This is a genomic window from Nocardiopsis sp. ATB16-24 (assembly GCF_030271535.1).
In the GTDB taxonomy this organism is placed as follows: domain Bacteria; phylum Actinomycetota; class Actinomycetes; order Streptosporangiales; family Streptosporangiaceae; genus Nocardiopsis.
Genome location: NZ_JASCXJ010000006.1, coordinates 180,284 through 204,874, shown reverse-complemented (window position 1 = coordinate 204,874; position 24,591 = coordinate 180,284). Strand labels below are relative to the sequence as shown.

Genomic DNA, 24,591 nt, shown 5'->3' with positions numbered 1-24,591 from the left:
GTCCGCCCGGTGCTCGGACGCCGTCAGCGCCGCCCGGCTCCACCGGTGCACGTGCGTGTCATCAGGGCCAGTCATGACATGGCCGCCGCGGTCCCCCACCAGTCTAGTGAGACCTTCCCCGTGGGATCGGGGAGAGTCCCTGCCCACCCGCTCGCACCGCGGTCGGCGGATGTGACACAGACCACCCGGGGCGACACCCCAGGTGGTGGAGTATGTCAACGATGACGGGCCTTCGCGCATTCCCCGGGGGGAGGCGCGTGGGCCGCGGCGCGGTTCGGCGGGCTCAGACCGAGAGGAGGGTGTGCAGCTCCACGTCGGGCAACTTCTCCCGTCCCCGGAGCGTTCCGAGCTCCATCAGGACGGAGAATCCCACGACCGTACCACCCGCCTTGCGGACGAGATCCACCGCCGCCCTGCCGGTGCCGCCGGTGGCGAGGACGTCATCGACGATCAGCACACGACCGCCCGGTGCGACGGCGTCGGCGTGGATCTCCACGGTCGCGGTGCCGTACTCCAGATCATAGGCCTGCGCGAGGGTCCGCGCGGGCAGTTTCCCGGCTTTGCGCGCGGGAACGAAACCGGCCCCCAACGCCATGGCGACCGGTGTCCCGAAGATGAAGCCGCGTGCCTCCAGGCCGACGACGTGGTCCACCCCCGCTCCGAGGAAGGGTTCGGCCATCCCGTCCACGGCCGCGGCGAAGGCCTCCCGGTCGTTGAGCAACGGCGTGATGTCCTTGAACAGGACCCCGGGCTGCGGAAAGTCCGGAATGTCACGGATGTGCGCCTGGATCAGGTCCGTGCTCGGGCTTGGATCCGCGATCGCGGTGTCGTCGGGCATGTGCGGTGGAACCTTCTGGAGTGTGGATGGTCGTGATGTGGGGCGCCACCGAAACGGACGCGCCCCGCCGGTGGGTCCGCCGGTACCGGCGGACCCACCGGGCCGAATCGGGCGAGGGCGTCCCACGGCCCGGGAGTGCCGAAGAACCTTCCCGGGGCCGGTGGAAGGCCGTGAACGGATCGGGAGGGGGCGAGGACGTTCCGCGGTGCCCGGAACGGTGCTCATCTCACGTCTCCGCCGTGCTTTGGTCCGTGGCCGAGAAGGTTCGGGCCTCCTCGGACCTCGGGCCTGTCGTCAGCCCTTGGGCCTGTCGTCGTCGCCGAAGTCGGGACGGTCCTCCACGGGGGTGTCGTCCTCCTGTGGGGTGATCACCTCACCGATACCGGCCTTGATCATGCGGATGCGCGTACCGGGCGCGATCTCCAGCAGGACGTCACGATCGTGGATCTCGACGACGGTCGCGAAGATACCGGCCTTGGTCATCACCTCGACGCCGGGGACCAGGGAGTCGTGCATCTGCATCTCCTGCTGGCGGCGCTTCTGGTTCGGACGCCAGAACAGCAGCCAGAACACCAGAAGGATCAGCAGGAACGGGAACATCATGCCGAGGAGTCCGCCCGTGGGCTCTCCTTCGGCTGCGAGGTGGTAAAGGCCCTGCACGGGGCGTCCTTCCTGACGTTTCGTCGTGTGGCCGGCGGCTGTCGACTTCGGACGCCGCCGCGACCACCTTCTTCGTAGCGGTTCGAACCGCGCGGCCCGAACCGTACCCGGCACGTACAACGCGTCGGAGGTCCGACTCGTTCCACCGGTGCGCCACGACACGCACGGAGCTTCGCCCCGTATCGGCTTGTTTCGACTCCAGCCTACGTGTCACCGGTCACCGATATCCCACCGGCGGGGATCGGAGTGTTAACGGTTCGGACCCGGACTCCCGCGCACGCCCCTCGCTTCCGAGGGCGTCCCCATGTCGGAACCCCTGGTCAGGGGGTCACGGCGCCGCCGCCACCCGACGGACCGCCCGAGGAGGAACCTCCGTTGGCCGCGGCCGCGCCGAAGGCCGCGTCGGGCGGGGGCGTCAACCCCATGTGGGCCCAGGCCTGGGGGGTGGCCACCCGGCCACGCGGGGTCCGGGCCAGGAAACCGGAACGGACCAGGAAGGGCTCGGCCACGACCTCCACGGTCTCGGCCTCCTCCCCCACCGAGACCGCCAGCGTGGACAGGCCGACCGGCCCGCCACGGAACCGGTTCATCAGCACGTCGAGGATGGCCCGGTCGAGTCTGTCCAGTCCCAGCTCGTCCACCTCGTAGAGTTCCAGCGCCGCCCGCGCGGTGGCCAGCGACATCCTGCCGTCACCGCGCACCTCGGCGTAGTCGCGCACCCGGCGCAGCAACCGGTTGGCGATCCGGGGAGTGCCGCGCGAGCGCCCGGCGATCTCCCGGGCCGCGTCCTCCTCCAGGGGGACGCCGAGCAGCCCCGCCGAGCGGTGCAGGATCAGCTCCAGCTCCTGGGGGCTGTAGAAGTCCATGTGCGCGGTGAACCCGAAGCGGTCGCGCAGCGGTGCCGGCAGCATCCCCGCCCTGGTGGTGGCCCCCACCAGCGTGAAAGGGGCGATCTCCAGGGGAATGGCCGTGGCCCCGGGCCCCTTGCCGACCACGACGTCGACCCGGAAGTCCTCCATCGCGACGTAGAGCATCTCCTCCGCGGGGCGGGCCATGCGGTGGATCTCGTCGAGGAAGAGCACCTCGCCCTCCTGGAGGGTGGAGAGCACGGCGGCCAGGTCGCCCGAACGCTCGATGGCCGGCCCCGAGGTGATCCGTAGCGGAGCGCCGAGTTCGGCGGCGATGATCATGGCCAGAGTGGTCTTGCCCAGTCCCGGCCCACCCGACATCAGGATGTGGTCGGGCGCCCGGTTACGCCGCTGCGCGCTGCGCAGCACCAGGGAGAGCTGTTCGCGTACGCGCTCCTGGCCGACGAACTCGTCCAGTCCTTTGGGACGCAGGGCCCCCTCGATCTGGCGTTCGTCCGCACCGGCCTCGGGCGAGACCGCCCCGCGTTCGTAGGGGGGGACCCCGCCGGAGGCGGGTCCGCCTGCTTCGTCGTGGGAGTGGTACACGGGTCCTGCCTTCCCTAAGCGCGACTGAGCCTGCGCAGGGCGCTGCGCAGGAGGGCGGCGACGTCGTCGGTCTCCTCGGCCTCGGAGGCCACCGCGGAGGCGGCGGCCTCGGCGTCCTTGGCCGACCAGCCCAGGTTGACCAGGCCGGAGACGACCTGACCCCGCCAGGCACCGTCGGGCGCGCCCGCGGAGGCGGTCGCGCCGGCGCCGGGCGGAGCGCCGTCGGTGGGCACGGGAGCGTCGAGTTTGCCCTGGAGTTCCAGGACGATGCGCTGGGCCCCCTTCTTTCCGATGCCCGGCACGCGGGTGAGGGCCGCGGTGTCCTCCGTCGACACCGCGTGGCGCAGGCCGGAGGGACTGTGGACCGACAGCATGGCCAGGGCCAGACGGGGACCGACGCCCGACGCGGTCTGCAACCGCTCGAACAGGTATTTCTCGTCCTCGTCGGCGAAGCCGAACAACGCCAGGGAGTCCTCGCGGACGACGAGGCTGGTGGCGACGGTACCGGTCTCGCCCACGTGCAGGCGGGACAGGGCGGAGGGGGTGCACTGCACGGTCATGCCGACCCCGCCCACGTCGATCACGGCGCTGGCCACGCCACGTGCGGCCACCCGGCCGGTGAGGAACGCGATCATCTCGTGTGGGCACCGACGGTGGTGCCCTTCTCCTTCCTGGAGCGGGGCTCTACCGGCCGCGGCTGCGGCGGGCCAGTTCCACCTTGCGGGCGAAGTCCTGTTGGGCCCGGGCCACACGTGCCTGGGCCCCACCGCGCCAGATGTGGCAGATGGCCAGGGCCACGGCGTCGGCCGCGTCGGCGGGCCGTGGAGGCCCGTCGAGACCGAGGATACGCGCCACCATGGTCCCCACCTGCGCCTTGTCCGCACGGCCGCTGCCGGTGATGGCGGCCTTGGCCTCACTGGGGGTGTGCAGGGCCACGGGCAGTCCACGCCGGGCCGCGCAGACCAGGGCGACACCGCTGGCCTGGGCGGTGCCCATCACGGTGCTGAGGTTGTGCTGGGCGAAGACCCGCTCGACCGCGACGGCGTCGGGCCGATGAAGGTCCAGCCATTGCTCGATACCGCGTTCGATCCCCACCAGCCGTCGAGGCAGGTCGGCGTCGGCACTGGTACGGATGGCGTCGGCGCCGAGCAGGGTGAGAGGTCGGCCGACGGCCCCCTCGACCACGGCCACACCGCATCGGGTCAGCCCTGGATCGATCCCCAACACCCGCACGTACCCCACCCTTCTCGAACGCCCGTTCGCACTCATGCTAGCGGGATCCACGGGCACTCCGCCGCAACGCCCGCGGGCGTGTCGGAACGCGCCGGGGGCCTTCCGAAGACTAGCGTCGAAACGTGGCCCGCCGCTTCGTCCCTCGACCACCGCCCCTCCTCGCGGGAGACGCACCCGTCGGTGTGCCGGCCCCTCCCCCGGGGACGGGCCGAGATCGACGACGTCCCCCAGGCCCGGCCTCGGCCACCGCCGGAGTCCACGGGGTCGCCACGAGCGGCGGATGACGCTCGTCACTTACGCTGGAAGAGCGGGATCGGGTCACGCGGAATCTTGGCCGGGCCCCACAAACGGAAGGAGCCCCTTTGTCCATTTCCGACAAGCCTTTACACGGCGTGTTCGAGCAGGCTGGTGCTGGCGGATGAAGACGTACATCGTTGAGGGGGAGACACGGGAATGACGGACATGGGTCTCGACGGCCACGCACGAAGGGTGCTGGTCGTGGGGGCGGGGATCGTCGGACTCTCGACCGCATGGTTCCTCCAGGAGCGCGACGTACACGTCACCGTGGTCGACCGCGGCGACGTCGGTGCGGGTTCGTCCTGGGGCAACGCCGGGTGGCTCTCCCCCGCGCTCGCCCTGCCCCTGAACGAACCCGGAGTCCTGCGCTACGGGATCCGTTCCCTCCTGGACCCCGCCGCTCCGCTGTCGGTTCCGGCCACCATCGACCCCGAGCTGTGGCTGTTCCTCACCCGGTTCGCCGCCCACTGCCGCTGGAGCGCGTGGGACCGGGCCGTACACGCCAACCTGCCGCTCAACACCGCGTGCCTGGACGCCTTCGACGTCCTGGCCAAGGGCGGGGTGGAGACGACCATGGTGGACGCGCCCATCACCGCGCTCTTCCGATCGCCCCGTGCGGCGACCGGTCTGCTGCGCGAGTTGGAACGCGTGACCCGTTCCGGTCTGTCCCTGGACTACAGAGCGCTCACCGGCGACCAGGCGCGTGAGGCCCTGCCTCAGGCCTCCGAGAACGTCGGGGCGGCCGTGCGCATGGACGGCCAGCGCTACGTCGATCCGGGCACCCTGGTGCAGAACCTGGCCCGGTCCGTGGTCGAACGCGGCGGGGAGATCCGCGGTGGGTTCGAGGTGGCCGACATCCACACCGGTGGCGGCACGGTCATCACGACCTCCTCCGAGAACGAGCCGATCACCTCGGACGCGGTCGTGGTGTCCAGCGGAGCCTGGTTCGACCGGCTCTCCCGGGCCCATGGCGTGCGCACCCAGGTCCGCGCGGGCAGGGGCTACTCCTTCACCGTGCCCACCCGCGAGCCCGTGCCCGGCCCGGTCTACCTTCCCGAGGCCCGGGTCGCGTGCACGCCCTACCAGGGCTCCTTGAGGGTGGCCGGGACGATGGAGTTCCGCCGTCCCGACGCGGCACTGGTCCGGCGGCGCATCGAGGCCATCATCGCCTCCGCCCGCTCCTATCTCTCGGGTGTGGAGTGGGACGAGCGCACCGACGAGTGGGTCGGCTCCCGCCCGGTCACCCCCGACGGCATGCCACTGGTGGGCGCGACCCGGGCGCCCGGCGTCTACATGGCCGGCGGGCATGGCATGTGGGGACTCACCCACGGACCGATCACAGGGCGGCTGCTCGCCGAGCAGATCGCCACCGGAGAGCGTCCGGAGGAGCTGCGCGCGCTCGATCCGCTTCGCTGAGGACAACCGGCTGATCAGGCGTTCCGCGTGCGTGGGACGCCTGATCAGTGCGTTGTCGGGTCTGTCTCTTCCGTTTCGTGTACGCGAACTTCCCATACCCTGACCGGGGTATGGACTCCAGTCCTGGCACACGCGGTTCAGGGCCCGCGTCGTACGCCGTTGGTTTCTGCCCTATCCCAGGTGAGAGATGTTGTCCCAGGCACCGGTGTACGCACACGTATACCGATCCAGAGCAGGCGAGGTCGCGGTGCGCTCGTGGTGTGAGATGGAGTTGGTGGGTTGCCCGGGGATGCGCCCCTTGCCGGAGCTGACCGCGGATGGTCGCTCCACCCGGGTGCACGTACTGGAGGGAGGTTCGGGAACACCGGTCCTGGTCTTGTCGGGCGCGGTCCTCAACTCGGCGACCCTCACCGGGTTCGCCCGCCTGGTGGCCGAGGACCGGACCGTGATCCTGGCCGACATGCCGGGACAGCCGGGGCTGAGTTCCTCGCGCCGCGTGTTCGGGCAGCGTCCGGGTTCCTACGGGCTCTGGCTCGACGCCCTGCTCCCGCAGATCACCGACCGGCCGGTGATACTCATGGGGCACGCTCTGGGCGCGGTCGCCGCCCTGTCGTCCCTGCCCTCACCACTGGTGGAGCGCATGCTGTTGGTCAACCCGGCGGGGCTCGCCGACCCTCTGTTCAGTCTCGAACGCCGGATCGCGACCGGTGCGTGGCGCCTCTCCCCCAGCGAACGGACCAGCGCCCGGCTGCTGGAGACGTTGTGCGCTCCGCACCGGGCGGGACCGGAGCACGACTCCCATCCACTCCAGGAGTGGATGACGCTGATGGGGCGGCACTGCCGGACGGTACCGGTCCCCGGGATGCTCCGTGGGGAGGAGTTCAGCGACTGGCACGGTGTTCCGGTGACCGTGGCGACGGGTTCCCACGACCGTGTCTTCTCACCCTCGCTCCTGCACGGCGCGGCCCGGCGTCTGTTGGACGCCAACGTGCACGTCATCGAGGGAGCCGGCCATCTGGCGCCCTACGAGGAGCCGGAGCGGGTCCGTGATCTGCTGAACCACGGCGGGGACTGAGAGAACACGCAAGACGCCTGTGGCCGCGCCCCTTGTCCAGGAGCGCGGCCACAGGCGTGCGCGATGACGTGTCCGGTGGACACCGTCGGCCGAGGGTCGGATGAGGTGTCCGCCGGACGCGTCCCCGGGTCAGCCGATCTCGGCCAGGACCTCGTCGGGGATGTCGGCGTTGGTGTAGACGTTCTGCACGTCGTCGGAGTCCTCCAACGCGTCGACCACCCGCAGGACCTTCCTGGCGGTCTCGGCGTCGACGGGGACCTCCATGGTGGGAAGCCAGCTGGAGTCGGCGGACTCGTAGTCGATCCCCGCCTCCTGCAACGCGGTGCGCACCTGTACCAGGTCGGTGGCCTCGCAGACGATCTCGAAAACCTCACCAAGGTCCTCGATCTCCTCTGCTCCGGCGTCCAGGACCGCCATGGTCACGTCGTCCTCGGTGGTGCCCTCCTTGGGCACGATCACCACGCCCTTGCGGTTGAACAGGTACGACACCGAACCGGCGTCGGCCATGTTGCCCCCGCTGCGGGTCACGGCCACACGCACCTCGGAGGCGGCGCGGTTACGATTGTCGGTCAGGCACTCCACCAGCAGAGCGACCCCGCCGGGGGCGTAGCCCTCGTACATGATGGTCTGCCATTCGGCGCCGCCGGCCTCCTCCCCGGAGCCGCGCTTGCGGGCACGCTCGATGTTGTCGAGCGGAACAGAGCTCTTCTTCGCCTTCTGGATGGCGTCGTAGAGCGTGGGGTTCCCGTCGGGGTCACCGCCGCCCGTACGGGCCGCCACCTCGATGTTCTTGATCAGCTTGGCGAAGAGCTTGCCGCGCTTGGCGTCGATGATGGCTTTCTTGTGCTTGGTGGTGGCCCACTTCGAGTGGCCGGCCATGGATGTCCTTTCACGAAATCGACGAAGAGATGGTGGATGCGCGTATCGCCGGTCGGTTCGGGGTGGAAGGACGTGGCGATCAGGCCGCCCTGCCGTACGGCGACGATCCTATCGGCCCTGCCGGGGGCCCGGACGTCACCGAGTACGGGCGCCCCGGCTCCACCGGCCCCACCCGAGGCGCGCGGACCACCATCGCGCCGACAGGGGAGGCGAGGTCTCCGACGACGGGTCCGCCGATCAGGGGCCCGCCCCGATCCGCCCGCGGGCCGATGGACGTGGGCCGGACGGCCGGTGGGGACGGCGCGTCCGGCACGGGCGACGCCTTCTACCAGCCCCGACCGGCGTAACGTTCGGTGTCGGCCAACTCGTCCAGGTTGATGCCGACCATCGCCTCGCCCAACCCCCGGGACACGCGCGCGATCACGGCGGGGTCCTGGTAGTGCGCGGTGGCCTGCACGATGGCGTCCGCGCGCTTGGCCGGGTTCCCGGACTTGAAGATGCCCGAACCCACGAACACGCTCTCGGCGCCGAGCTGACGCATGAGCGCCGCGTCGGCCGGGGTCGCCACGCCTCCGGCGGAGAACAGGGGGACCGGGAGCCCGCCCAGTTCGGCGACCTCCTTGACGATCTCGTAGGGGGCGCCCAGCTCCTTGGCCGCGCCGAAGAGCTCGGCCTCGTCCAACGTTCCCAGCCGCCTGATCTCGGCGCGGATCGCACGCATGTGGCGGGTGGCCTCCACGACGTTGCCCGTGCCGGCCTCGCCCTTGGAGCGGATCATGGCCGCGCCCTCGGCGATACGACGCAGGGCCTCGCCCAGGTTGGTGGCACCGCACACGAACGGGACGGTGAACGCCCACTTGTCGATGTGGTGAGCCTCGTCGGCGGGTGTGAGGACCTCCGACTCGTCGACGAAGTCGACACCGAGCGATTCCAGGACCTGCGCCTCGACGAAGTGGCCGATGCGCACCTTGGCCATGACGGGGATGGAGACCGCGTCGACGATGCCGTCGATCATGTCGGGGTCGGACATGCGGGCGACGCCACCGTCCCTGCGGATGTCGGCGGGGACCCGCTCCAGGGCCATGACCGCGACGGCCCCGGCGTCCTCGGCGATCTTGGCCTGCTCGGGCGTGACGACGTCCATGATGACACCGTTCTTGAGGTGCTCGGCCATGCCGCGCTTGACCCGTTCGGTGCCAACGTCGTTGTCGGAGGTGTTCGATCTGGCCACGGTTTCGGACTCCCGATGTCTCGTTCTACGAAGGACGCGGTTCTCCCACGGCGCCACGTCCTTCGGACGGACGCTGTGGGCGGGACCGCGCGAAGGTTCGGCGGGCGGGCGACTCGACAGTGCGAGGACGCCGTCGGCACCGCACCTTGGTCGATGGTCGACCGATCCCCCACCCTACTTCCACCCCCTGTGGGAGGTTCTGGTCAGATCGGTGTTCCGAAGGACCTTCCTCCTACGGGGTGTCGGGCCCGATCGGCAGAAGCGGGATCCGGGGCGGCTGGTCGTCGATCTCGAAGTAGTCCGGTAGCGGTGCCGTGCCCGCGATCCGGAGCATCCTCACGAGTCTGGAGCGACGTGCCAGACGGGTGTCGGAGACGGCGTCGTTGTAGAACGTGCGGGCCATGTGGACGCCCTTGGCCGCCGCCTCCACCTCGGTCAACTGGGACCGCAACCCGTCCCAACGCTCGGCCGACCCCCGAAATTCCGGGGATTCCAGGGACTCGCGCAGTACACGGGAGAGCGTGCTCTCCGCCAGGTCCCGTCGGTCCCGCTCCGCCGTGCCCACGGCCCGGGCCGCCTCGGCCAACTCCCCGCCCTCCTCCACACCATCCGCGTCGAGCAGGTCGAGCACGGCGGTCAGGCGGCGCGACAGCGCCGCGTCCAGGGCGGCGCGGGCGGTGTCGACCCGATGGTGCAGGCGATGCAGACGGGTGGCCCGCCATGACAGGTAGAAGCCGAACAACACCAGGGCCAGGAGGACCCCGAGGATCGCGATGACCGTCACGGCGCCCCCCGGCGCAGCAGCGCACCGGCACGCGGCCCGGGGTCCAGACGTACCCCCGTGGGTCGACCACGGCCGGCCCCGTCCCACATCAGGACGGTCTCGTAGACGTGGGCCACGTCGGCGGCGACGGTCTCCCAGTCGTAGGCGCGTACCGCGCGTCGGGCGCTCAGGGACAGCGCGGCCCGCCGCTCGGGGGCGTCGAGCAGCGCGCCGGCGCGCTCGGCCAGGTCGACGGGGTCCCCCACCGTGAACAGCTCTCCCGCCGTACCACCGTCCAGGACCGCGGAAAAGGCCGGGATGTCGCTGGCCACGATGGCCGCCCCCGAGGCCATCGCCTCGGTCAGGACGATGCCGAAACTCTCACCGCCCAGGTTGGGAGCGCAGAAGACGTCCACCGAGTGGTAGGCGCGCACCTTGTCGTCCTCGTCCAGGAGGCCCATCAGTACGACGCGTTCGCGCAGATGCTCGGGGACCGCGCTCAGGGCCGCCGTGGGATCACCGGGCCCCGCCACGAGCAGGCGCAGGGACGGCCGTGCCGGCGCCATCAGGGCGAAGGCCTCCAGCAGGACGCCCAGGCCCTTGCGGGGCTCGTCCACACGCCCGAGGAAACCGAGGGAGCCGCCTTCCCCCGGCCACCCCGGCAGCGGTTCCGCGGCGGCGAACCTGCGCACCGCCACCCCGTTGGGGATGAGCACGGCGTCACCGCCCAGGTGCTCGACCAGGGTGCGTCTCGCCGCCTGGGAGACCGCGATGCGTCCGTTGATCTTCTCCATCGCCGAACGCAGCGCCGGAGAACCGACGGCCATCGCACGGGAGCGCGGGTTGGCGGTGTGGAAGGTGGCCACCAACGGACCGTCGGCCGCCCAGCACGCCAGCAACGAGACACTGGGTGCGGAGGGTTCGTGGATGTGCAGGACGTCGAACCCGCCCTCGGCTATCCATCGGCGTACGCGGGAGGCGGTTCTGGGGCCGAAGCTGAGACGGGCCACCGAGCCGTTGTAGGGCACCGGGACCGGCCTGCCCGCGGGGACGAGATGGTCGGGAAGGCCGTGGCCGTCGGCCTCGCCCACCGGCGCCAGGACCGACACCTCGTGGCCCATGGCGATGAGCGCCTCGGCGAGGTCTCCGACGTGCTGCTGCACTCCGCCCGGCACGTCCCAGGCGTAGGGGCAGACCAGACCGACCCGCATGCGCGGTCACCCGTTCCGTTCGTCGCGTTCGCAGCGGTTCTTTCCGATGCCGTTCCCATCCTCTACCCCGCCCGCCGCGGGCATGCCCGATTTCCGTCCGTCGTCGGTCCTACCGAGGGCGGAGCCCCGGGGCGTCGTCTCCGACGACTCCCGCGAGGAGGAGGCGTGGTCGGAACTGAACACCGGCTGGAGCATGTGCCAGTCCTCGGGGTGCCGGGCGATCGCGCCCTCGAAGACCCGGACCAGCTCCTGTGTGGTGGTGTGGATCCGCTCGGCGCGGGTCGCGCCCTCGGCGACGGGGATCTCGTCGTGAACACGGATGTTCCAGTACGGGCCGTCGTACCAGAGGGAGACCGGCATCAGCGCGGCCCCGGTGTTCATGGCCAGTGCCGCCGGGCCGGAGGGCACACGCGCACGCTCGCCGAAGAACTCGACCTCAAGACCCGCCCCTCCGATGGCGCGGTCGGCGAGCAGACACACGAGGCCTCCCCCGCGCAGCCTCCGCGCCAGGGTCCCCACGGTGTTGGAGGTACCGCCCGTCAGCGGTAGGACCTCCATCCCGAGGGACTCCCGATAGGCGGTGAACCGTCGGAAGAGGCTCTCCGGTCGCAGACGCTGGGCGACGGTGGTCAGGGGGATGCCCCGAAGGGTGATCCAGGCCCCGGCATGGTCCCAGTTGCCCATGTGCGGCAGCGCGGCGACCACACCGCGGCCGGAGCGGACGTGTTCCTCCAACGCCTCGATGCCGGTGACGCGGGTACGGCCGAGGATGTACTCCTCCTCCATCGCGGGGAGGCGGAACATCTCGTAGTAGTAACGCATGTAGGAGCGCATCCCCGCGCGTGAGAGCGCGCGCAGCCGAGCGTCGGTGGTCTCGGGGCCGAGCAGCCTTCGCAGGTTGCGTTCCAGTCCACGCGTACCCTCGTTGTGGCTGCGCCAGGCGCGATCCGCCAGACGCCGGAAGACGGCTCTCCCCACCCGCTCGGGCGCTCTTCGCACCAGCGCCCATCCCGCCGAGTAGGCCATGTCGGCCATACGTTCGTCCATCGTTCCTCGTCCCTCGCCCTCAGACCCCGCCACCGGTGTCGTTGCCTCCGGCCGTCTCGTCGGCGTCGGCGAGTCCGGGGCCGCTGAGGCGCGCACGGGTCTCCAGCAGGCGTTGCAGGACGGTGAGCAGGCTCATCGGGGCGAGCAGCCACAGCCCTCCGGCCAGGATGTAGGGGACGCCCAGGTCGCTGAGTCCCACGGCGACCAGGATGATCACCAGGCGCTCGGTGCGCTCGGCGACGCCGACGTCGCAGTTGACCCCCAGCCCTTCGGCTCGCGCCTTGATGTAGGACACCATGAAGCCGCTGATGAGGCAGAAGAGGGTGAGCCCCGCGAGCAGGGGGTCGTCGCCGTCGCCGATGAACCACCACAGGAGGCCGGCGAGGATGGCGGCGTCGGCCACCCGGTCCAGGCTGGAGTCCAGGAAGGCGCCGAAGGCGCTGGCGCTGTCGTTGGCCCTGGCCACGGCGCCGTCGAGCATGTCGAAGAGGGCGAAGACCGTGATGATCACCGAACCCGCGTACAACTGCCCGCGGGGGTAGAAGTACAGGGCGCTGACGACCACCCCGACGGTTCCGATGATGGTGACGAGGTTGGGGGTCAGGCCGATCCGGGCGAGGCTCCGACCGAGCGGGGTGGTGACCCGGAAGATCATGGGACGAAGGATTTTCAGCATGTCTTTGCGATCGTAGGGCGGGAGAGGTCGTGGAGGTGGGAACCGCACCTGGGCGACGGCGCGCCGCCGCTTGGCCGCGTCACGGCGCGGGGGGAGGGGGCACGGCGGTCGGTCACCATCCCCGCCCCGTCCCCGAGGCCCGTCAGTCTCTGGGCCAGTGTTCGGCCAACCTGTCCCGGGTCCGCTCCAACATCTCGGGCAACACCTTCGTTCGGCCGACGACGGGCATGAAGTTGGCGTCCCCTCCCCAGCGGGGAACGACGTGCTGGTGCAGGTGCGCGGCGATGCCCGCGCCCGCCACGTTACCGAGGTTCATACCGACGTTGAAGCCCTGCGGCCCGTAGGCGGAGGTCAGGGCGCTGATGCCCGCCTGGGTGAGCAGGGCCACCTCCATGGTCTCGTCCTCGTCCATGGCGGTGTAGTCCGCGACGTGGCGGTAGGGGCACACCAGCAGGTGGCCGCTGTTGTAGGGATAGAGGTTGAGGACCACGTAGGCCGACGCGCCCCGGTGGACCACGAGACCCTCGGGGCCGGACAGCCCCGGCGCGAGGCAGAAGGGACAACCGTCCTGGGGCCGTGGGTCGGTGGGCTTGTTCTCGCCCTTGATGTAGGCCATACGGTGCGGCGTCCACAGCCGCTCCCAACCGTCGGGGACTCCGGTCCCCGCGCCGGGAGGATCTCCGGAACCGTTTCCGTGCTCGTTGTCGGCACCGCGCATGGCTCGTCCGTTTCCTTGGCCTGTGTTCTGTTGCCTCACCAAGCATAGAAGCGCGGGCGAGGGGAGGCGTCACAGGTGGTGCGTCCCTTCTGGAGGAGAGGGGACGGCCGCTCCGCGGGGCGCCGCGGCCCCTCGTGTTCGAGGACCTGGAGCGAAGGGACCGCCCTCGGCGACCTTCACCGGGGGTGGGGGAGGACCATGGGCGGGCCGAGGCGGGGCACGGGCCCGAGGAACACGCGGCCTAAAGGCCCAGCAGCGTGCGCAGGTGGCGCGGAGGCGGACTGCCATGAGCCAGCATCGCGTCGTGACGACGGCGCTCGGTGAGCGAGGGGCGTGCCGCGACCAAATCACGGGCGATGTCGGACATCTCGGTGTAACCCACGTAGTAGGTGGACAGCTGGGCACTGGTGAGCCGGGCACGATGCCACTTGCCGACGGCCTCGCCCTCCTCCTGGTGTCCGCGTCGGACGAGCAGGGAGAGCGCCTCCGACTCGGTGAGGTCACCGGCGTGCAGGCGCACGTCGAGGATCGCGTTGAGGATCGTGCGCAGGCGCATCTTGAGCTGCGTCAGGCGCAGGACCAGGTTCTCGCGGCGGTCGTCCGACCAGCCGTGCCCGGCCACGACCTCTTCGGCGTAGACCGCCCACCCCTCGACGAAGGTGCCGCTGCGCAGGACGTTGCCGACCCTGGTACCGCCGGTGTGACGCATGGCGTGGGCCAGTTGCAGGGCATGGCCCGGCATGGCCTCGTGGACCATCAGGTCGCGCAGCATGCTCGCGTTGTACTCGCGGAAGAAGGACTCCCGGCGTCGCGCGGTCCAGTCCGCGGGAGGCGGTGAGACCGCGATCAGGGTGGGCCGCTCCCCCGTTCCGGGGCCCAGGGGCCCGGGGGCGTCGCAGTAGGCCACGGAGACGCCCCGGCGGGACTCGGGCATCGCGACGATCCGCACCGGGTCGTCGTACACCGTCACGATGTCGAGGTCGCGTACCCGTCGGTCCAGGTGTGTCAGCGCCTCGGCGCAGACGTCGTACACGGTGTCGGGGCCGGTGGCGTCGTCCTCGGCGATCTCGGCGAGCACCTCGGCCACCTGTCCGGGGCGACGCGGCGCGTCCCTGTACTCGGCGGCGACCTCGGCGATCTCCTCCTCGGTGGCGATCAGGTCGCTCTCGGCGCGCACCAGCAGCGCTTCCGGCGACAGTTCGGAGTCGAGCGTGTACCACAGTCGGGCGGCGTAGGCACGCTCTCCCAGTCGGGGGTCGGCGGTGGCTCCCTCCAGTCGGGTGCGCAACCAGTCCACGTGCTCCTCCACGGCGGCCAGGGCCGCCAGGCGGGCCGGCTCCGTCTCCGAGGACCCCCAAGACTCCAAGGAGGCCAGGGCGGGCACCCGGGAGAGGAGCATGGTCCGGGCCCCCTCGGCCTGCGCCAGAGCCGTTTCGACGTGTACACGGGGCATTCCGGGCCCCTCCGTCAGGCGCGCGCGTGCCGTGGCGAGGTAGTCGGGCAGGGCCGCACAGCGCGCGGCGACCGCCCGGAGCCGTTCGGGCGGGGGCAGGTCGTCGCGTTCCAGGAGGGCGTACAGGGTCTCTCCGGGAGAGTGCAGGAGAGGGTTCCAGGTGTGCGGACGCAGTTCGGCGGTGTGCCACAGGTCGGCGCTGACGCGGGCCCGCAGGACCTCCAGATCGACCCGGTCCCCCTCGGGGATGAGGTCACCGTCGATCTCGTCCAGGGAACCGAGTGCGTCGATGAGCGACGCCACGCGGTTCAGGTCGGCCTCGACGGAATGGTCGGACAGTCGGTCCGCGCCACGTGTGTCGCCCAGGTCCAGCGCCCACTCGGGAGCGTCTTCGAGCAGGAAGTCGAGCACACGCCCGGCCACGTCCCGGAATCGCCGGGTCATCGCTTCTGCGTCGGAGGAAGAGCTCATTGCGCCATGATGCCGGCACGAAGGCCCGGTCCCCGACTCGCGGGAACCGGGCCGTGTTCTGTGCGGGACCCCGGCCCGGGTGGTCCTAGCGCCAGGAGTTCTGGCCACCCGTGGAGGTGGGCTGTCCGGCGGCGCCCTCGGGGTCCCCCACCGTGATGGCGTGCTCGACGAGGGTGATGAGCGTCGACTTGGTGGACGCGCGGTCCCGGGCGTCCACCTGGACGATGGGGATCTCCGGGCTGAGCGTCAAAGCGTCCCGGACCTCGTCCGCGGCGTGAGGGTAGTAGCCGTCGAAGCCGTTGATCGCGACGATGAAGGGCAGACGCGCTTCCTCGAAGTAGTCGATCGCGGGGAAGCAGTCCGCCAGGCGGCGTGTGTCCACGAGCACGACCGCGCCGATGGCTCCTTTGACCAGGTCGTCCCACATGAACCAGAAACGGTGCTGCCCGGGGGTTCCGAACAGGTACAGGATCAGGTCCGAATCCAGGGAGACGCGGCCGAAGTCCATGGCCACGGTGGTGGTCTGCTTGTCCGGTGTCTTGGCGAGATCGTCCACCCCCACGCTGGCGCTGGTCATGACCGCCTCGGTGGTCAGCGGCACGATCTCGGAGACGGAGCCAACGAATGTCGTCTTCCCGACACCGAAGCCCCCCGCGACGACGATCTTGACCGACGTCATCGCGCTTCCCCCAACACCGCCTTCCTCGGCTGGGTTAGAGCTTGCGAAGTCCACTGAGCACCCTTTCAAGCAGGTTGGTGTTGGGGCGGGCATCGTTGTTGAGCGAGGACCTGATCTGGACCAGTCCCTGCTCGGACATGTCCGCCACAAGCACCCGCGCCACACCGAGTGGCATCCGCAACAGCGCGGAGATCTCCGCTACGGAACGCCATTCCCGGCACAGGTCGCTGATCGCCTGCCACTCGGGCGTCAGCGTCCCAGACTCGTTGCGGGCCGCCGCCGTGGCCGAGATCAGGGCTTCCAGGGGAAGCTGAGACTTCGGCTTGGTACGGCCCTTGGTCACCGCGTAGGGACGGACCAGCGAACTGGGCGCGCTCCCTCCAGCGGATCTTTGTTCATACGGTTGTTGGATTGGTCGAGGAACATCTCCGCCGCCCGGAACCGCCGGCATTCCCCCCGCGGGGGGATTGCTCGGCTGTTGTCCGAACCACGAGGCGCTCCCGGCATCTCTACTGTGAGGTGCCACCACTTCCTCCTGTCGGTGGTGGTTCAGTGGATTCCCGAGGTGCGCGCCGTTGGTGTCAGCGCCCGCCCCGCCCGCTCGACGAGCAGAGTCATCTCGTACGCGACCAGACCGAGGTCGCTCTCCGCGGCCGCCAGGACCGCGAGACAGGAGCCGTCACTGATGGCCATGATGAGCATCAGCCCCCGCTCCATCTCCACGACGGTCTGGGCGACGGCGCCACCTTCGAACACCCGTGCCGCACCCTGGGTCAGGCTCGACAGGCCGGAGGCGATCGCTGCCAGCTGGTCGGCCCGGTCGGCCGGGAAACCCGCGGACGAAGCCAGTGGAAGGCCGTCAGAGGAGACGACGATCGCGTGGGCGACATCGGGGACCCGGTCGGCAAAATCAGTGATCAACCAGTTGAGTTCATTCACCTGTCGACTCATCTGATCTCCTGTCCAAATTCGCCGGCTGGTCTGTGGGCACTGCTACCGCCGGCACAGCATGTGACAGCACTGCCTCTACGAACTGCCCGACCCCTCCCGTGGAGGAGCCGGGAGTCTGGTGTTCTGCACTCTTCAAGCTACGGGTGTGGCGCGTTCGAGAAGCTCGGTAGATGCTATTGCATCCCGCGTCCGGGGATAAGGGGGACCCCGTCCCGCCAGGTTCCACTGAGGTCACCTCTCACCTTCACCGAGCCGGTTCCGTCCTTCCCGGACACCCTTCTGGAAGCCGGAGAAGCGGTTGCGGACGCGTTCGGCGCTACGGGTGGGCATCTGCTTGAAGTTCTCCGGCTTGGGCGCCGTTCCCGGAACAAGGTTTGCCTTGGGAACCCGTTTTGGCAACCCCGAGGTGGTCAGCCCGCCCGCCAGGGGCTCCACCGCGGTACGGGCGGCCTTCCATCCACGGTCGGCGGCCGAGGTCCACTCCTGCTCGGAGTGGGGGCTCTGGGCGGCCTGGGAACGTGGCTCGACGCCGGACGGCTGCGCCTGCCGCCCCTGGTCCGCGGGGACCTGCTTGATGGGGCCCGTCTCCGTGGTGTCCACGGTGGGTCCCCCCGTGCGTCGCTTGAACCAGTTGGACTCGATCGCGTCGAAGATCGGCAGCGAGTCGTTCTCCTCGCCCGAGGGACTGGGCGGAACGACGGTGTTGTTCGGTCCCTGAGCGCCACCGTAACGGCGGGAGAGGTAGGCGGTGGAGCCGTATCCCTCACGGGAGTCGGAGGCACCACCGGAGCGCCAGCCGCCGGTGTCGGAGGACGACGGGGTCTGTGACGAGGTCCCCTTGTTCCAGTCCGAGATCGCGGGGAAGGTCTCGGTGTCGTCCGAGCGGGCCGGGGCGGCCGGCTTCTCCGGTGTCCCCGTGCCTCGTCGGAACAGGTCTCCCGCGCCGTTGTCGTCCTCGGCCCCGGACCGGGCCGACCTCGCGGAGCCGTCGAAGGCGTCGTAGGAGTCGGTCGACCCCACCGGGTGGCGGAAGGCCCCGGTGTCGGTGGAGGGGCGGCGGAAGGCCCCGGTGTCGGTCGGCCTGCTGAAGGAGCCGGTGTCGGAGGAGCGGCCCACGGAGCCGCCGTCACCGAAGGGCCGGTCGCCTCCCGCGTCCGCGCGGGGGGCCGGATCGAAGAGACTGCGGCCCCCGCTCTCGGGCTGCGGGCGCTGCGGTTCCTCCTCCTCGGGGACGTCGTAGGGGTCGACGACGGAGCCGCCCGTGCCGCCGGCGCCGCCGGTGGTCCCCGCTCCCCTGGTGGTGCTCCACAGGTCCTGGCCGCTGGGCGGGTGTTCCTCCGTACGCGAGGAGCCGCCGGGCTGACGTTTGGGAAGGCCGGCCATGTCGCCGAGACCGCTCCCGGCCTCCTGGGTCTGCCAAGGGTCGTTCGGCTCGGCGGGCGCCGGAGTGGAGGCGAAGGCGGCCTCGGCGTCGGCGTAGGTGGAGGGTACGCCGGAGGTGAGCTCGGGGCGGTTGCCTCCGCCTCCCAGGGCGTGCTGTCCGTCGACGGGGGTGATCAGCAGGTCCGGCGGGAAGATGACGCGGGCGGTGGTCCCGCCGCCGTGCGCCTCCTGTAGACGGACCTTGACTCCGTGACGGTTGGCCAGACGCGAGACCACGAACAGGCCCATGCGGCGCGAGACCGCGACGTCGATGCGGGGCGGAGCCGCCAGGCGGGCGTTGATCGCCTCCAGGTCCTCGGCCGCCATGCCGATGCCGCTGTCGGTGACGTCGACCTGGACGCCTCCGTTGTCCAGGCCCTTGGCGCTGACCAGGACCTCGGTGTCGTGCGGCGAGAAGGCGGTGGCGTTCTCCACCAGCTCGGCGATCAGGTGGATGATGTCGTTGACCGGACGGCCGAGCACCGAGATGTGGGAGGGTGCGCGCACGTTGACACGCTCGTACTGCTCGACCTCGGACACGGCACCGCGCAGAACGTCGACCAGCGGGACGGGCTGGGCCCACTTACGGGTGTTGTCCTGGCCGGACAGGACCAGCAGGTTCTCGTTGTTGCGGCGCATGCGCGTGGCGAGGTGGTCCAGCTGGAACAGGTCGGAGAGGCGGTCGGAGTCCTGTTCGGACTGTTCCAGGCCGTCGATGAGGCGCAGCTGCCGCTCCACCAGCGTCTGGCTTCGGCGGGACAGGTTGACGAACATCGCGTTGACGTTGCTGCGCAGGGCCGCCTCGTCGGAGGCCAGTGTGAGGGCCACGCGGTGGACGTCGTCGAAGGCGCGGGCGACCTCGCCGATCTCGTCGTGGGTGTCGACCTCGATCGGCGTGACCTTGACGTTCTCGGGAACGGTCCCGGCCTCCTGCATCCGGTTGATCGCGTCGGGCAGGTCACGCTCGGCCACCCGGCGGGCACCGTCCTCCAGGGTGCGCAGCGGGCGCACCAGGGAGCGGACCACCAGGGAGGTCAGGATGAAGACCGCCAGGAGCACCGCCGCGACGAGGACGAGGTCCATGAGGGCTCGCGCGATGGCCCCGTCCCGCAGCTCGTTGGCCTCGTCGGCGATGCCCTCGGCGACGCTCTCCTCGACCGTCTGGAGACGTTCCAGAGCCGAGTCGGCGATCTCGCGGTAGGACTCGGGGCCATCGTTCTCGGTCACACCGGTGAGCTGGTCACCACGATCGGCGCGGTACATGACGCGCATGCGCATCGTGGAGACCTGGCTGACCTCCAGGCCGGTGAAGTTGTCGTCGAAGGTCCTGCGCTGGTCCTCCGACGCGGCCTGGGCGAAGTTGGAGATCTCGTTCTCGTAGCGGGCGCGGCTGGAGTCGATGGCCTCGGAGATACCACCGGTCATCGTGTTGCGGGCCAGCGAGTGACTCATCAACGCGGTCTCGTACGAGAGCTGGTCCCGCGCGTTGGACAGGGCGGTCAGCGCACGGACGCTCTCCCTCAGCTCGGTGTCACCGGTCTCGTCCGCGATCGTCTGGTTGAACTCCGCCAGGGAACGGGAGACCGTCCGGTACTTGGTGACGACCGGAAGAACGGTGATGCGGGTCTCGTCGACCTCGGTGCGCAGGGCCTCCAGTGTGGAGATCTGACTGCGCATACCCGACAGACGCGTGGCGGCGTTGCCCTGGACCTCTCCCATGTCCTCGAGCCTGGCGGTGAGGGTCTGCTGGATGTCGCGGGAGGCGTCGCGCTCCTCCTCCATCCGCTGGCGCAGCTCGTCCGACCGCCGGGCGGGATCGGCGTTGTCGGAGATGTAGATCGCGCTCGCGGAGCGCTCGCGTCCCAGCTGGTTGGCCAGCTGCACGACCAGGACGCCCACCTCGGCGCGGTCCTGGATGTGGGCGTGGGTGACGGTGGAGACCGCCGCCTCGTAGACGCGCAGACCACCGAGCGCGAGCGCCACGGCGGTGGGAATGACGATGAGGGCCACCAGTCGGGAGCGCACCCGCCAGTTACGTGGCCGCCACCAGTCGGCTCTGCGCTGGGGCGTGGCATCGGCATGTTCGGCCTGCGCTGCCTCGCTCTGCGCACTGGCCCCGTTCTTCGTCGCTCGTGTCGACACGGACCCTCGCAACCTTTCGTGTCACCGCTTCGAGCGGCTGGTTGGACCCCAGGGGCCGACCGCCTCGGCCGAAGTGCCTTCATGGAGATCGGTAGAGACCACTGGTCCACCGAACCGGAAACGGTGGGGAATGTGGGGAGATGTGAAGACTGTCCGCCGGACTCGCCTGGGAGGGGAGGAGCCGCGCACCCCAAGGTGTCCGAGTGGGTGCGCGTGCGATGCATAGCGTACCAATGGGCGCGAAGGGCTCGCCTCGGTGGTTTCGCGACCTTCGGCGGGAACATCTTCCGCGGCCCGGACCCATAATGCCCGTGGATCCGACATTATTGCCAACCCCCCAGGTCAGAGCGGCCGACCGAAACCCCCAGGGGACTCAAGTAACTTTTTGGACACACCGGCAGCTTCCCCACCAACACCGCCCTGACATGACATCGTGACAAGACGTATACGCAGGCCCTGGGAAGGAAACGGAGATGCGTCCCTTGTCACGCCCCACCTCGGGCACGTTCGGTCATGACAAGGAATCGGAGAGTCACTCTGCGACGGAGATACACCGGACTTCCGGACGCGCCTTTTCGGTCACTGCCGTGCTTCCTGTGGGCTTGGCCGCGCTGCTGGTGCTCTCGACCGCCACGTCCGGGGGCGCGGACGACTCCGGCCCGGTCGAGAGATCCTCACCCGGTGACGTTCGGGTGGAGTTGGCGATACTGCGCGCGGGCATGGAGACCCTCCGTCAGGAGGCGTCGGCCAAGATCGAGCGTTACGAGGCCGAGCGGGAACGCCTGACGGAGCTGACCGAACGCCGGAGGTCCTCCGAGGAACGCGCCGAGGAGGCCGACGAACGGGGACGCACCGCACGCCTGGCCGCGGCCCGGCAGGCCTCCACCGCCTACAAGGGCGGTGACCTCGGCATGTTGTCCGCCTGGACCGGCGGGCCCTCGGAGGTGCTCGAACGCGGCGCGTACCTGTCCCTGTTGGGCGAGCACCGCGAGGCCGACGTGGACCGTGGAGAGGCGGCGCGGGTGGCCACGGACACCCTGGCCGAGATCGCCGAGGCCGCCGAGCACGAGCAGAGCGAGGCGGTGGAGGCCGCTGCCGCCGCGCGGGAGGAGGCCGTGCGCGCCGTCACCGAGCGGGAGGAGGCGCTCGAGGAACTGCTGGAGGAGCAGACCCGACTGGAGGCCGAACTCGCCAAGGAAGTCGATCCCCGAGCGGCGGAACGACGGCGTGAGCGGGCACTGCGCGGAGCGCGTGCGGCGATCGCGCCCACCGAGGACGACGACGTCCCGGGAGAGGGGGACGACACCAAGGCGAGCACCACGGACGTCGCCGTGGACGGGGGCCCGGGCTCCGGCTGTACCGGTGCGGACGTGACCGTCCACGCCAACGGACACATCCCCGAAACACTGCTGTGCCCGCTCCCCCAGCCCGGCGAGCGGTTGAGGGCCGACGCCGCCGCGGCCTTCATCGAACTCGACGGCGCCTACCGGAAGGCGTTCGGCAGACCGATGTGCGTCGCCGACTCCTACCGGCCCTACCACGAGCAGGTGCGCCTGTTCCGGGAGATGGTGCCGGGTATGGCCGCCGACCCGGGGACCAGTCGGCACGGGCTGGGGCTGGCCGTGGACCTGTGCGGTGGGGTGAACCGGTCGGGCACCCCCGAGCACGAGTGGATGCTGGCCAACGCGCCCCGCTACGGCTGGGACAACCCGGTGTGGGCGCGCGGCGGATACGAACCCTGGCACTGGGAGTTCGACGCCTCCTGAGACCCGGGCCCCGCTCAGACCTGGGAACCCACCCGGACCTCGAAGGAGCCCAGGCCGTCGGCCTCCACGAAGAGTTCGTCGTCGGCCTCCAACGACGGTGTGGCCACCGGCAGCAACGCCCGGACGCCCTCGGGGCCCGACACCAGCCACTCATGGGCGGGGTCGACCGTCCCACGGGTCACCTCCCGCTCGTCCACCGAGGCGGACAACTCCAGCCCTCCCTCCGCCACCTCCTCGGCGGTGGTCAGCACGGGTCCCAGGTTCAGCTGTAGCGGTCGACCCTCTCCGTCCAGCCACAGACAGGCGGGGGTGTAGGCGCTCGCCGGCCCCTCTCCCCCGGCGACGGCGGCGACCCCCAGGCGGGCCGTACGCGCGCCGGAGGGCACGGCGTCGTCCGCGCCCCGCACCAGTTCGGGCCCGATCCGCCATACCTCCTCGCCCGCGCGTACCGGGACCGGGGAGACGGGCGTCACAGGTGCGCACATGCGTGCCTCGGGTTCGACGATGATCTCGACCGGCGTGTCGCCCGCACGCCCGTAGGCCTCTCGTAGGGCCGCTCCGCCCGCCTCCAGCAGGTCGACGAGACGTTCGTTCCCGGGAGCGCCGAGCACGTCCCCGTCGTCCAGGACCCCGACGCGCTCGCCACCTCCACTCGGTGACAGGTAGGTCACCCAGCGCATGTCGTCTCTCCTTGTCCACCCGGGGTCGCGGATCGCCCTCGCGTACCGGCCCTATCCGCCATGGGCGGCGGTCGGGCTGTGTTCCTTTCCCGTCCCGGCGCAACCACGACAGGGTTCCTCGACCCGGACCCAGACGATGACCCCGCTGCCGTCCCGGTGTGGTCTCTCCGGCCGCCACCATCCGGTCCCGGAGCAGAACCGGCAGTCGACTCCGTCCTGCTCGCACCATCCGCACGAGGAAATCGCGCACCGGGTATGTGTCGGTTCCCGCGTCGGGTCCATGCGCTCCCACCGTCTCCCGCGAAATCGCGACCAGCCTTGCACAGTGTTCACCTGCGCGTCCAGCCGCGATCGGGACGAGGAAGCCGGGCCGAGCCGGGGACCCGTCACACCGGGTGGCGGGCTCGGGCTCCACACGGACGGCCCGTCGGTCTCAGCCGCTCTCGCGTACCACCAGGTGGGTGTCGAGCAGGACCGTCTCGGCCTCCATCGTGTGCGGAATCGCCACGTCCACCAGCAGTCGCGCCATCTCCTGGCCCATTCTCACCGTCGGCTGGTGGACGGTGGTCAAAGGCGGGTCGCTGTGCTGGGCCATGACGGTGTCGTCGTAGCCCACCACGGCGACGTCCTCGGGTACCCGCAGCCCTCGGGAGCGCAGTACCCGCAGGCCTCCGATGGCCATCATGTCGGAGGCCACGAACACACCGTCGGGCTCCAGGCCGGTGTCCAGCAGCCGACGCATCGCCTCGGCTCCCCCCTCCACGCTGAAGTCGCCTTGGACCACGAGGCTTTCGTCGACCTCCCGTCCGGAGGCGGCCATGACCTCGTGGTAGCCGCGTAGACGCTCCACACCGGCGTTCATGTCCTGGGGACCGGTGATGGTGGCCACCCGTCGGCACCCGCGGTCCAGCAGGTGTCGGGTCGCCGCCCTGGCCCCGCCGACGTTGTCGATGTCGACACAGTAGGGAGCGGGTTGGTCGGGTGAGTGGGGACGGCCACCGTGCACCACGGGCACGCCCGCCTCGTCCAGGCGGGCCGACAGCGGGTCGTCCCGATGCAGGGACACCAACAGCGCCCCGTCCACGTGGAAGCCGCTGAGATAGTCGCCCACGCGCTTGTGCTCGGCCTCACTACGCGCCGTGGTCAGCATCAACTGCTGGTCGCGTTCGTGCAGGACCGAGCTGACACCGCGGATGATGTCCGCGAAGAAGGGATCGGCGAACAATCGGTCACGGGGCTCGGAGACGACCAGCGCGATGGTGTCGGTGCGTCTTGTCACCAGCGTGCGCGCGGCCTGGTTCGGGCTGTACCCGAGTTCGGCTATCGCGCTGTGCACGGCCTCCCTCGTACGCGGACTCACCTGGGCGGAGCCGTTGATCACACGGGAGACGGTCCCACGTCCGACCCCGGCACGCTGCGCCACCATCTCCAGGGTCGGACGCTTCCGACCTTGACCGCTCTTGACCACTTCGAGGCTCCCTCTGGGAAATCGTCTTCCGCGGTCCGGACACTCCGCCCCTGCCGCGACG

The 24,591-nt window shown here is 70.3% G+C and carries 23 protein-coding genes and 1 pseudogene; 3 read left to right on the top strand and 21 right to left on the bottom strand.

The annotated features are described in order from the left end of the window. Nucleotides 1-283 precede the first annotated feature (283 nt). From PFX91_RS09745 to ruvC, 5 genes are all read right to left on the bottom strand, one after another. Nucleotides 284-838, bottom strand: a complete 555-nt coding sequence (locus tag PFX91_RS09745; RefSeq protein ID WP_285731024.1) for an adenine phosphoribosyltransferase — start codon at nt 836-838, stop codon at nt 284-286. Nucleotides 839-1,132: 294 nt separating this feature from the next. Continuing rightward, nucleotides 1,133-1,498 (bottom strand): preprotein translocase subunit YajC, encoded by a 366-nt coding sequence (gene yajC / locus PFX91_RS09740; protein ID WP_285731023.1) that lies wholly within the window; start codon nt 1,496-1,498, stop codon nt 1,133-1,135. Between the two features lie 320 nt (nt 1,499-1,818). Continuing rightward, the gene (gene ruvB, locus PFX91_RS09735) at nt 1,819-2,952 is read right to left on the bottom strand and encodes a Holliday junction branch migration DNA helicase RuvB (RefSeq protein WP_285731020.1); all 1,134 of its coding nucleotides are present in this window, start codon (nt 2,950-2,952) and stop codon (nt 1,819-1,821) included. A gap of 14 nt (nt 2,953-2,966) precedes the next feature. After that, the gene (ruvA, locus tag PFX91_RS09730) at nt 2,967-3,587 is read right to left on the bottom strand and encodes a Holliday junction branch migration protein RuvA (protein WP_285731018.1); all 621 of its coding nucleotides are present in this window, start codon (nt 3,585-3,587) and stop codon (nt 2,967-2,969) included. A 49-nt stretch (nt 3,588-3,636) separates the two neighbouring features. Next, the gene (ruvC, locus tag PFX91_RS09725; RefSeq protein ID WP_285731109.1) at nt 3,637-4,185 is read right to left on the bottom strand and encodes a crossover junction endodeoxyribonuclease RuvC; all 549 of its coding nucleotides are present in this window, start codon (nt 4,183-4,185) and stop codon (nt 3,637-3,639) included. 453 nt (nt 4,186-4,638) lie between these two features. Between ruvC and PFX91_RS09720 the strand changes: the two genes are divergently transcribed. Both PFX91_RS09720 and PFX91_RS09715 read left to right on the top strand, forming a co-directional pair. Beyond that, nucleotides 4,639-5,898, top strand: a complete 1,260-nt coding sequence (locus PFX91_RS09720; RefSeq protein WP_285731016.1) for an NAD(P)/FAD-dependent oxidoreductase — start codon at nt 4,639-4,641, stop codon at nt 5,896-5,898. A gap of 187 nt (nt 5,899-6,085) precedes the next feature. Beyond that, on the top strand, nt 6,086-6,973 hold the full coding sequence (locus PFX91_RS09715; RefSeq protein ID WP_285731015.1) for an alpha/beta fold hydrolase: 888 nt from the start codon (nt 6,086-6,088) through the stop codon (nt 6,971-6,973). Between the two features lie 129 nt (nt 6,974-7,102). On the opposite strand, the gene PFX91_RS09710 is transcribed toward PFX91_RS09715, so the two are convergent. The 13 genes and pseudogenes from PFX91_RS09710 to PFX91_RS09650 form a co-directional block, all read right to left on the bottom strand. Continuing rightward, nucleotides 7,103-7,852 (bottom strand): YebC/PmpR family DNA-binding transcriptional regulator, encoded by a 750-nt coding sequence (locus PFX91_RS09710; RefSeq protein ID WP_285731013.1) that lies wholly within the window; start codon nt 7,850-7,852, stop codon nt 7,103-7,105. Further along, nucleotides 7,768-8,042, bottom strand: a pseudogene (locus tag PFX91_RS09705) (pyridoxal 5'-phosphate synthase glutaminase subunit PdxT); the annotation flags it as partial. The gene PFX91_RS09710 and the pseudogene PFX91_RS09705, both read right to left, overlap by 85 nt. A gap of 135 nt (nt 8,043-8,177) precedes the next feature. Further along, nucleotides 8,178-9,083, bottom strand: a complete 906-nt coding sequence (gene pdxS, locus PFX91_RS09700) for a pyridoxal 5'-phosphate synthase lyase subunit PdxS (protein ID WP_285731012.1) — start codon at nt 9,081-9,083, stop codon at nt 8,178-8,180. 232 nt (nt 9,084-9,315) lie between these two features. Beyond that, a complete protein-coding gene (locus tag PFX91_RS09695; protein WP_285731108.1) occupies nt 9,316-9,828 on the bottom strand; it encodes a LemA family protein in 513 nt (170 codons plus the stop codon). 35 nt (nt 9,829-9,863) lie between these two features. Then, nucleotides 9,864-11,057, bottom strand: coding sequence for a glycosyltransferase family 4 protein (locus PFX91_RS09690; RefSeq protein ID WP_285731010.1), 1,194 nt, complete (start codon nt 11,055-11,057; stop codon nt 9,864-9,866). A 6-nt stretch (nt 11,058-11,063) separates the two neighbouring features. Next, nucleotides 11,064-12,104 (bottom strand): phosphatidylinositol mannoside acyltransferase, encoded by a 1,041-nt coding sequence (locus tag PFX91_RS09685; protein ID WP_285731009.1) that lies wholly within the window; start codon nt 12,102-12,104, stop codon nt 11,064-11,066. A gap of 19 nt (nt 12,105-12,123) precedes the next feature. Beyond that, nucleotides 12,124-12,759 (bottom strand): phosphatidylinositol phosphate synthase, encoded by a 636-nt coding sequence (pgsA, locus tag PFX91_RS09680; RefSeq protein WP_285731107.1) that lies wholly within the window; start codon nt 12,757-12,759, stop codon nt 12,124-12,126. A 163-nt stretch (nt 12,760-12,922) separates the two neighbouring features. Then, nucleotides 12,923-13,498: an HIT family protein gene (locus PFX91_RS09675; protein WP_285731007.1), complete on the bottom strand. Its 576-nt coding sequence runs from the start codon at nt 13,496-13,498 to the stop codon at nt 12,923-12,925. Between the two features lie 241 nt (nt 13,499-13,739). Beyond that, on the bottom strand, nt 13,740-15,422 hold the full coding sequence (locus tag PFX91_RS09670; protein ID WP_285731005.1) for a DUF885 domain-containing protein: 1,683 nt from the start codon (nt 15,420-15,422) through the stop codon (nt 13,740-13,742). 85 nt (nt 15,423-15,507) lie between these two features. Further along, nucleotides 15,508-16,101, bottom strand: coding sequence for a GTP-binding protein (locus tag PFX91_RS09665; protein WP_017572034.1), 594 nt, complete (start codon nt 16,099-16,101; stop codon nt 15,508-15,510). 34 nt (nt 16,102-16,135) lie between these two features. After that, nucleotides 16,136-16,552, bottom strand: coding sequence for a DUF742 domain-containing protein (locus PFX91_RS09660; RefSeq protein ID WP_285731105.1), 417 nt, complete (start codon nt 16,550-16,552; stop codon nt 16,136-16,138). Nucleotides 16,553-16,650: 98 nt separating this feature from the next. After that, complete coding sequence (locus PFX91_RS09655) at nt 16,651-17,052, bottom strand: roadblock/LC7 domain-containing protein (RefSeq protein WP_014909276.1); 402 nt, start codon at nt 17,050-17,052, stop codon at nt 16,651-16,653. Nucleotides 17,053-17,283: 231 nt separating this feature from the next. Next, nucleotides 17,284-20,499, bottom strand: coding sequence for a sensor histidine kinase (locus PFX91_RS09650; protein WP_285731104.1), 3,216 nt, complete (start codon nt 20,497-20,499; stop codon nt 17,284-17,286). A gap of 704 nt (nt 20,500-21,203) precedes the next feature. Between PFX91_RS09650 and PFX91_RS09645 the strand changes: the two genes are divergently transcribed. Beyond that, nucleotides 21,204-22,382, top strand: a complete 1,179-nt coding sequence (locus PFX91_RS09645) for a M15 family metallopeptidase (RefSeq protein WP_285730991.1) — start codon at nt 21,204-21,206, stop codon at nt 22,380-22,382. Between the two features lie 14 nt (nt 22,383-22,396). Here PFX91_RS09645 and PFX91_RS09640 read toward each other — a convergent pair whose 3' ends face one another. The 3 genes from PFX91_RS09640 to PFX91_RS09630 all read right to left on the bottom strand — a co-directional run bounded on the left by PFX91_RS09640 (nt 22,397) and on the right by PFX91_RS09630 (nt 24,530). Continuing rightward, entirely contained in the window at nt 22,397-23,062 is a 666-nt protein-coding gene (locus PFX91_RS09640; protein WP_285730990.1) for a hypothetical protein, read from the bottom strand. Nucleotides 23,063-23,113: 51 nt separating this feature from the next. Next, entirely contained in the window at nt 23,114-23,344 is a 231-nt protein-coding gene (locus tag PFX91_RS09635) for a hypothetical protein (protein WP_285730989.1), read from the bottom strand. Nucleotides 23,345-23,495: 151 nt separating this feature from the next. Continuing rightward, the gene (locus PFX91_RS09630) at nt 23,496-24,530 is read right to left on the bottom strand and encodes a LacI family DNA-binding transcriptional regulator (RefSeq protein ID WP_285730987.1); all 1,035 of its coding nucleotides are present in this window, start codon (nt 24,528-24,530) and stop codon (nt 23,496-23,498) included. Between the last annotated feature and the right edge of the window lie 61 nt (nt 24,531-24,591).

What these genes read in the sequence shown, in the direction of transcription:
- PFX91_RS09720 (WP_285731016.1), top strand. Translation starts at nt 4,639, where the DNA reads ATGACGGACATGGGTCTCGACGGCCACGCACGAAGGGTGCTGGTCGTG.
- PFX91_RS09665 (WP_017572034.1), bottom strand. Translation starts at nt 16,101, where the DNA reads ATGACGTCGGTCAAGATCGTCGTCGCGGGGGGCTTCGGTGTCGGGAAG.
- PFX91_RS09660 (WP_285731105.1), bottom strand. Translation starts at nt 16,552, where the DNA reads ATGCCGGCGGTTCCGGGCGGCGGAGATGTTCCTCGACCAATCCAACAA.
- PFX91_RS09690 (WP_285731010.1), bottom strand. Translation starts at nt 11,057, where the DNA reads ATGCGGGTCGGTCTGGTCTGCCCCTACGCCTGGGACGTGCCGGGCGGA.
- pgsA (WP_285731107.1), bottom strand. Translation starts at nt 12,759, where the DNA reads ATGATCTTCCGGGTCACCACCCCGCTCGGTCGGAGCCTCGCCCGGATC.
- PFX91_RS09745 (WP_285731024.1), bottom strand. Translation starts at nt 838, where the DNA reads ATGCCCGACGACACCGCGATCGCGGATCCAAGCCCGAGCACGGACCTG.
- PFX91_RS09715 (WP_285731015.1), top strand. Translation starts at nt 6,086, where the DNA reads ATGTTGTCCCAGGCACCGGTGTACGCACACGTATACCGATCCAGAGCA.
- PFX91_RS09670 (WP_285731005.1), bottom strand. Translation starts at nt 15,422, where the DNA reads ATGAGCTCTTCCTCCGACGCAGAAGCGATGACCCGGCGATTCCGGGAC.
- PFX91_RS09635 (WP_285730989.1), bottom strand. Translation starts at nt 23,344, where the DNA reads ATGGACCCGACGCGGGAACCGACACATACCCGGTGCGCGATTTCCTCG.
- ruvA (WP_285731018.1), bottom strand. Translation starts at nt 3,587, where the DNA reads ATGATCGCGTTCCTCACCGGCCGGGTGGCCGCACGTGGCGTGGCCAGC.
- PFX91_RS09640 (WP_285730990.1), bottom strand. Translation starts at nt 23,062, where the DNA reads ATGCGCTGGGTGACCTACCTGTCACCGAGTGGAGGTGGCGAGCGCGTC.
- PFX91_RS09685 (WP_285731009.1), bottom strand. Translation starts at nt 12,104, where the DNA reads ATGGACGAACGTATGGCCGACATGGCCTACTCGGCGGGATGGGCGCTG.
- PFX91_RS09710 (WP_285731013.1), bottom strand. Translation starts at nt 7,852, where the DNA reads ATGGCCGGCCACTCGAAGTGGGCCACCACCAAGCACAAGAAAGCCATC.
- PFX91_RS09675 (WP_285731007.1), bottom strand. Translation starts at nt 13,498, where the DNA reads ATGCGCGGTGCCGACAACGAGCACGGAAACGGTTCCGGAGATCCTCCC.
- PFX91_RS09655 (WP_014909276.1), bottom strand. Translation starts at nt 17,052, where the DNA reads ATGAGTCGACAGGTGAATGAACTCAACTGGTTGATCACTGATTTTGCC.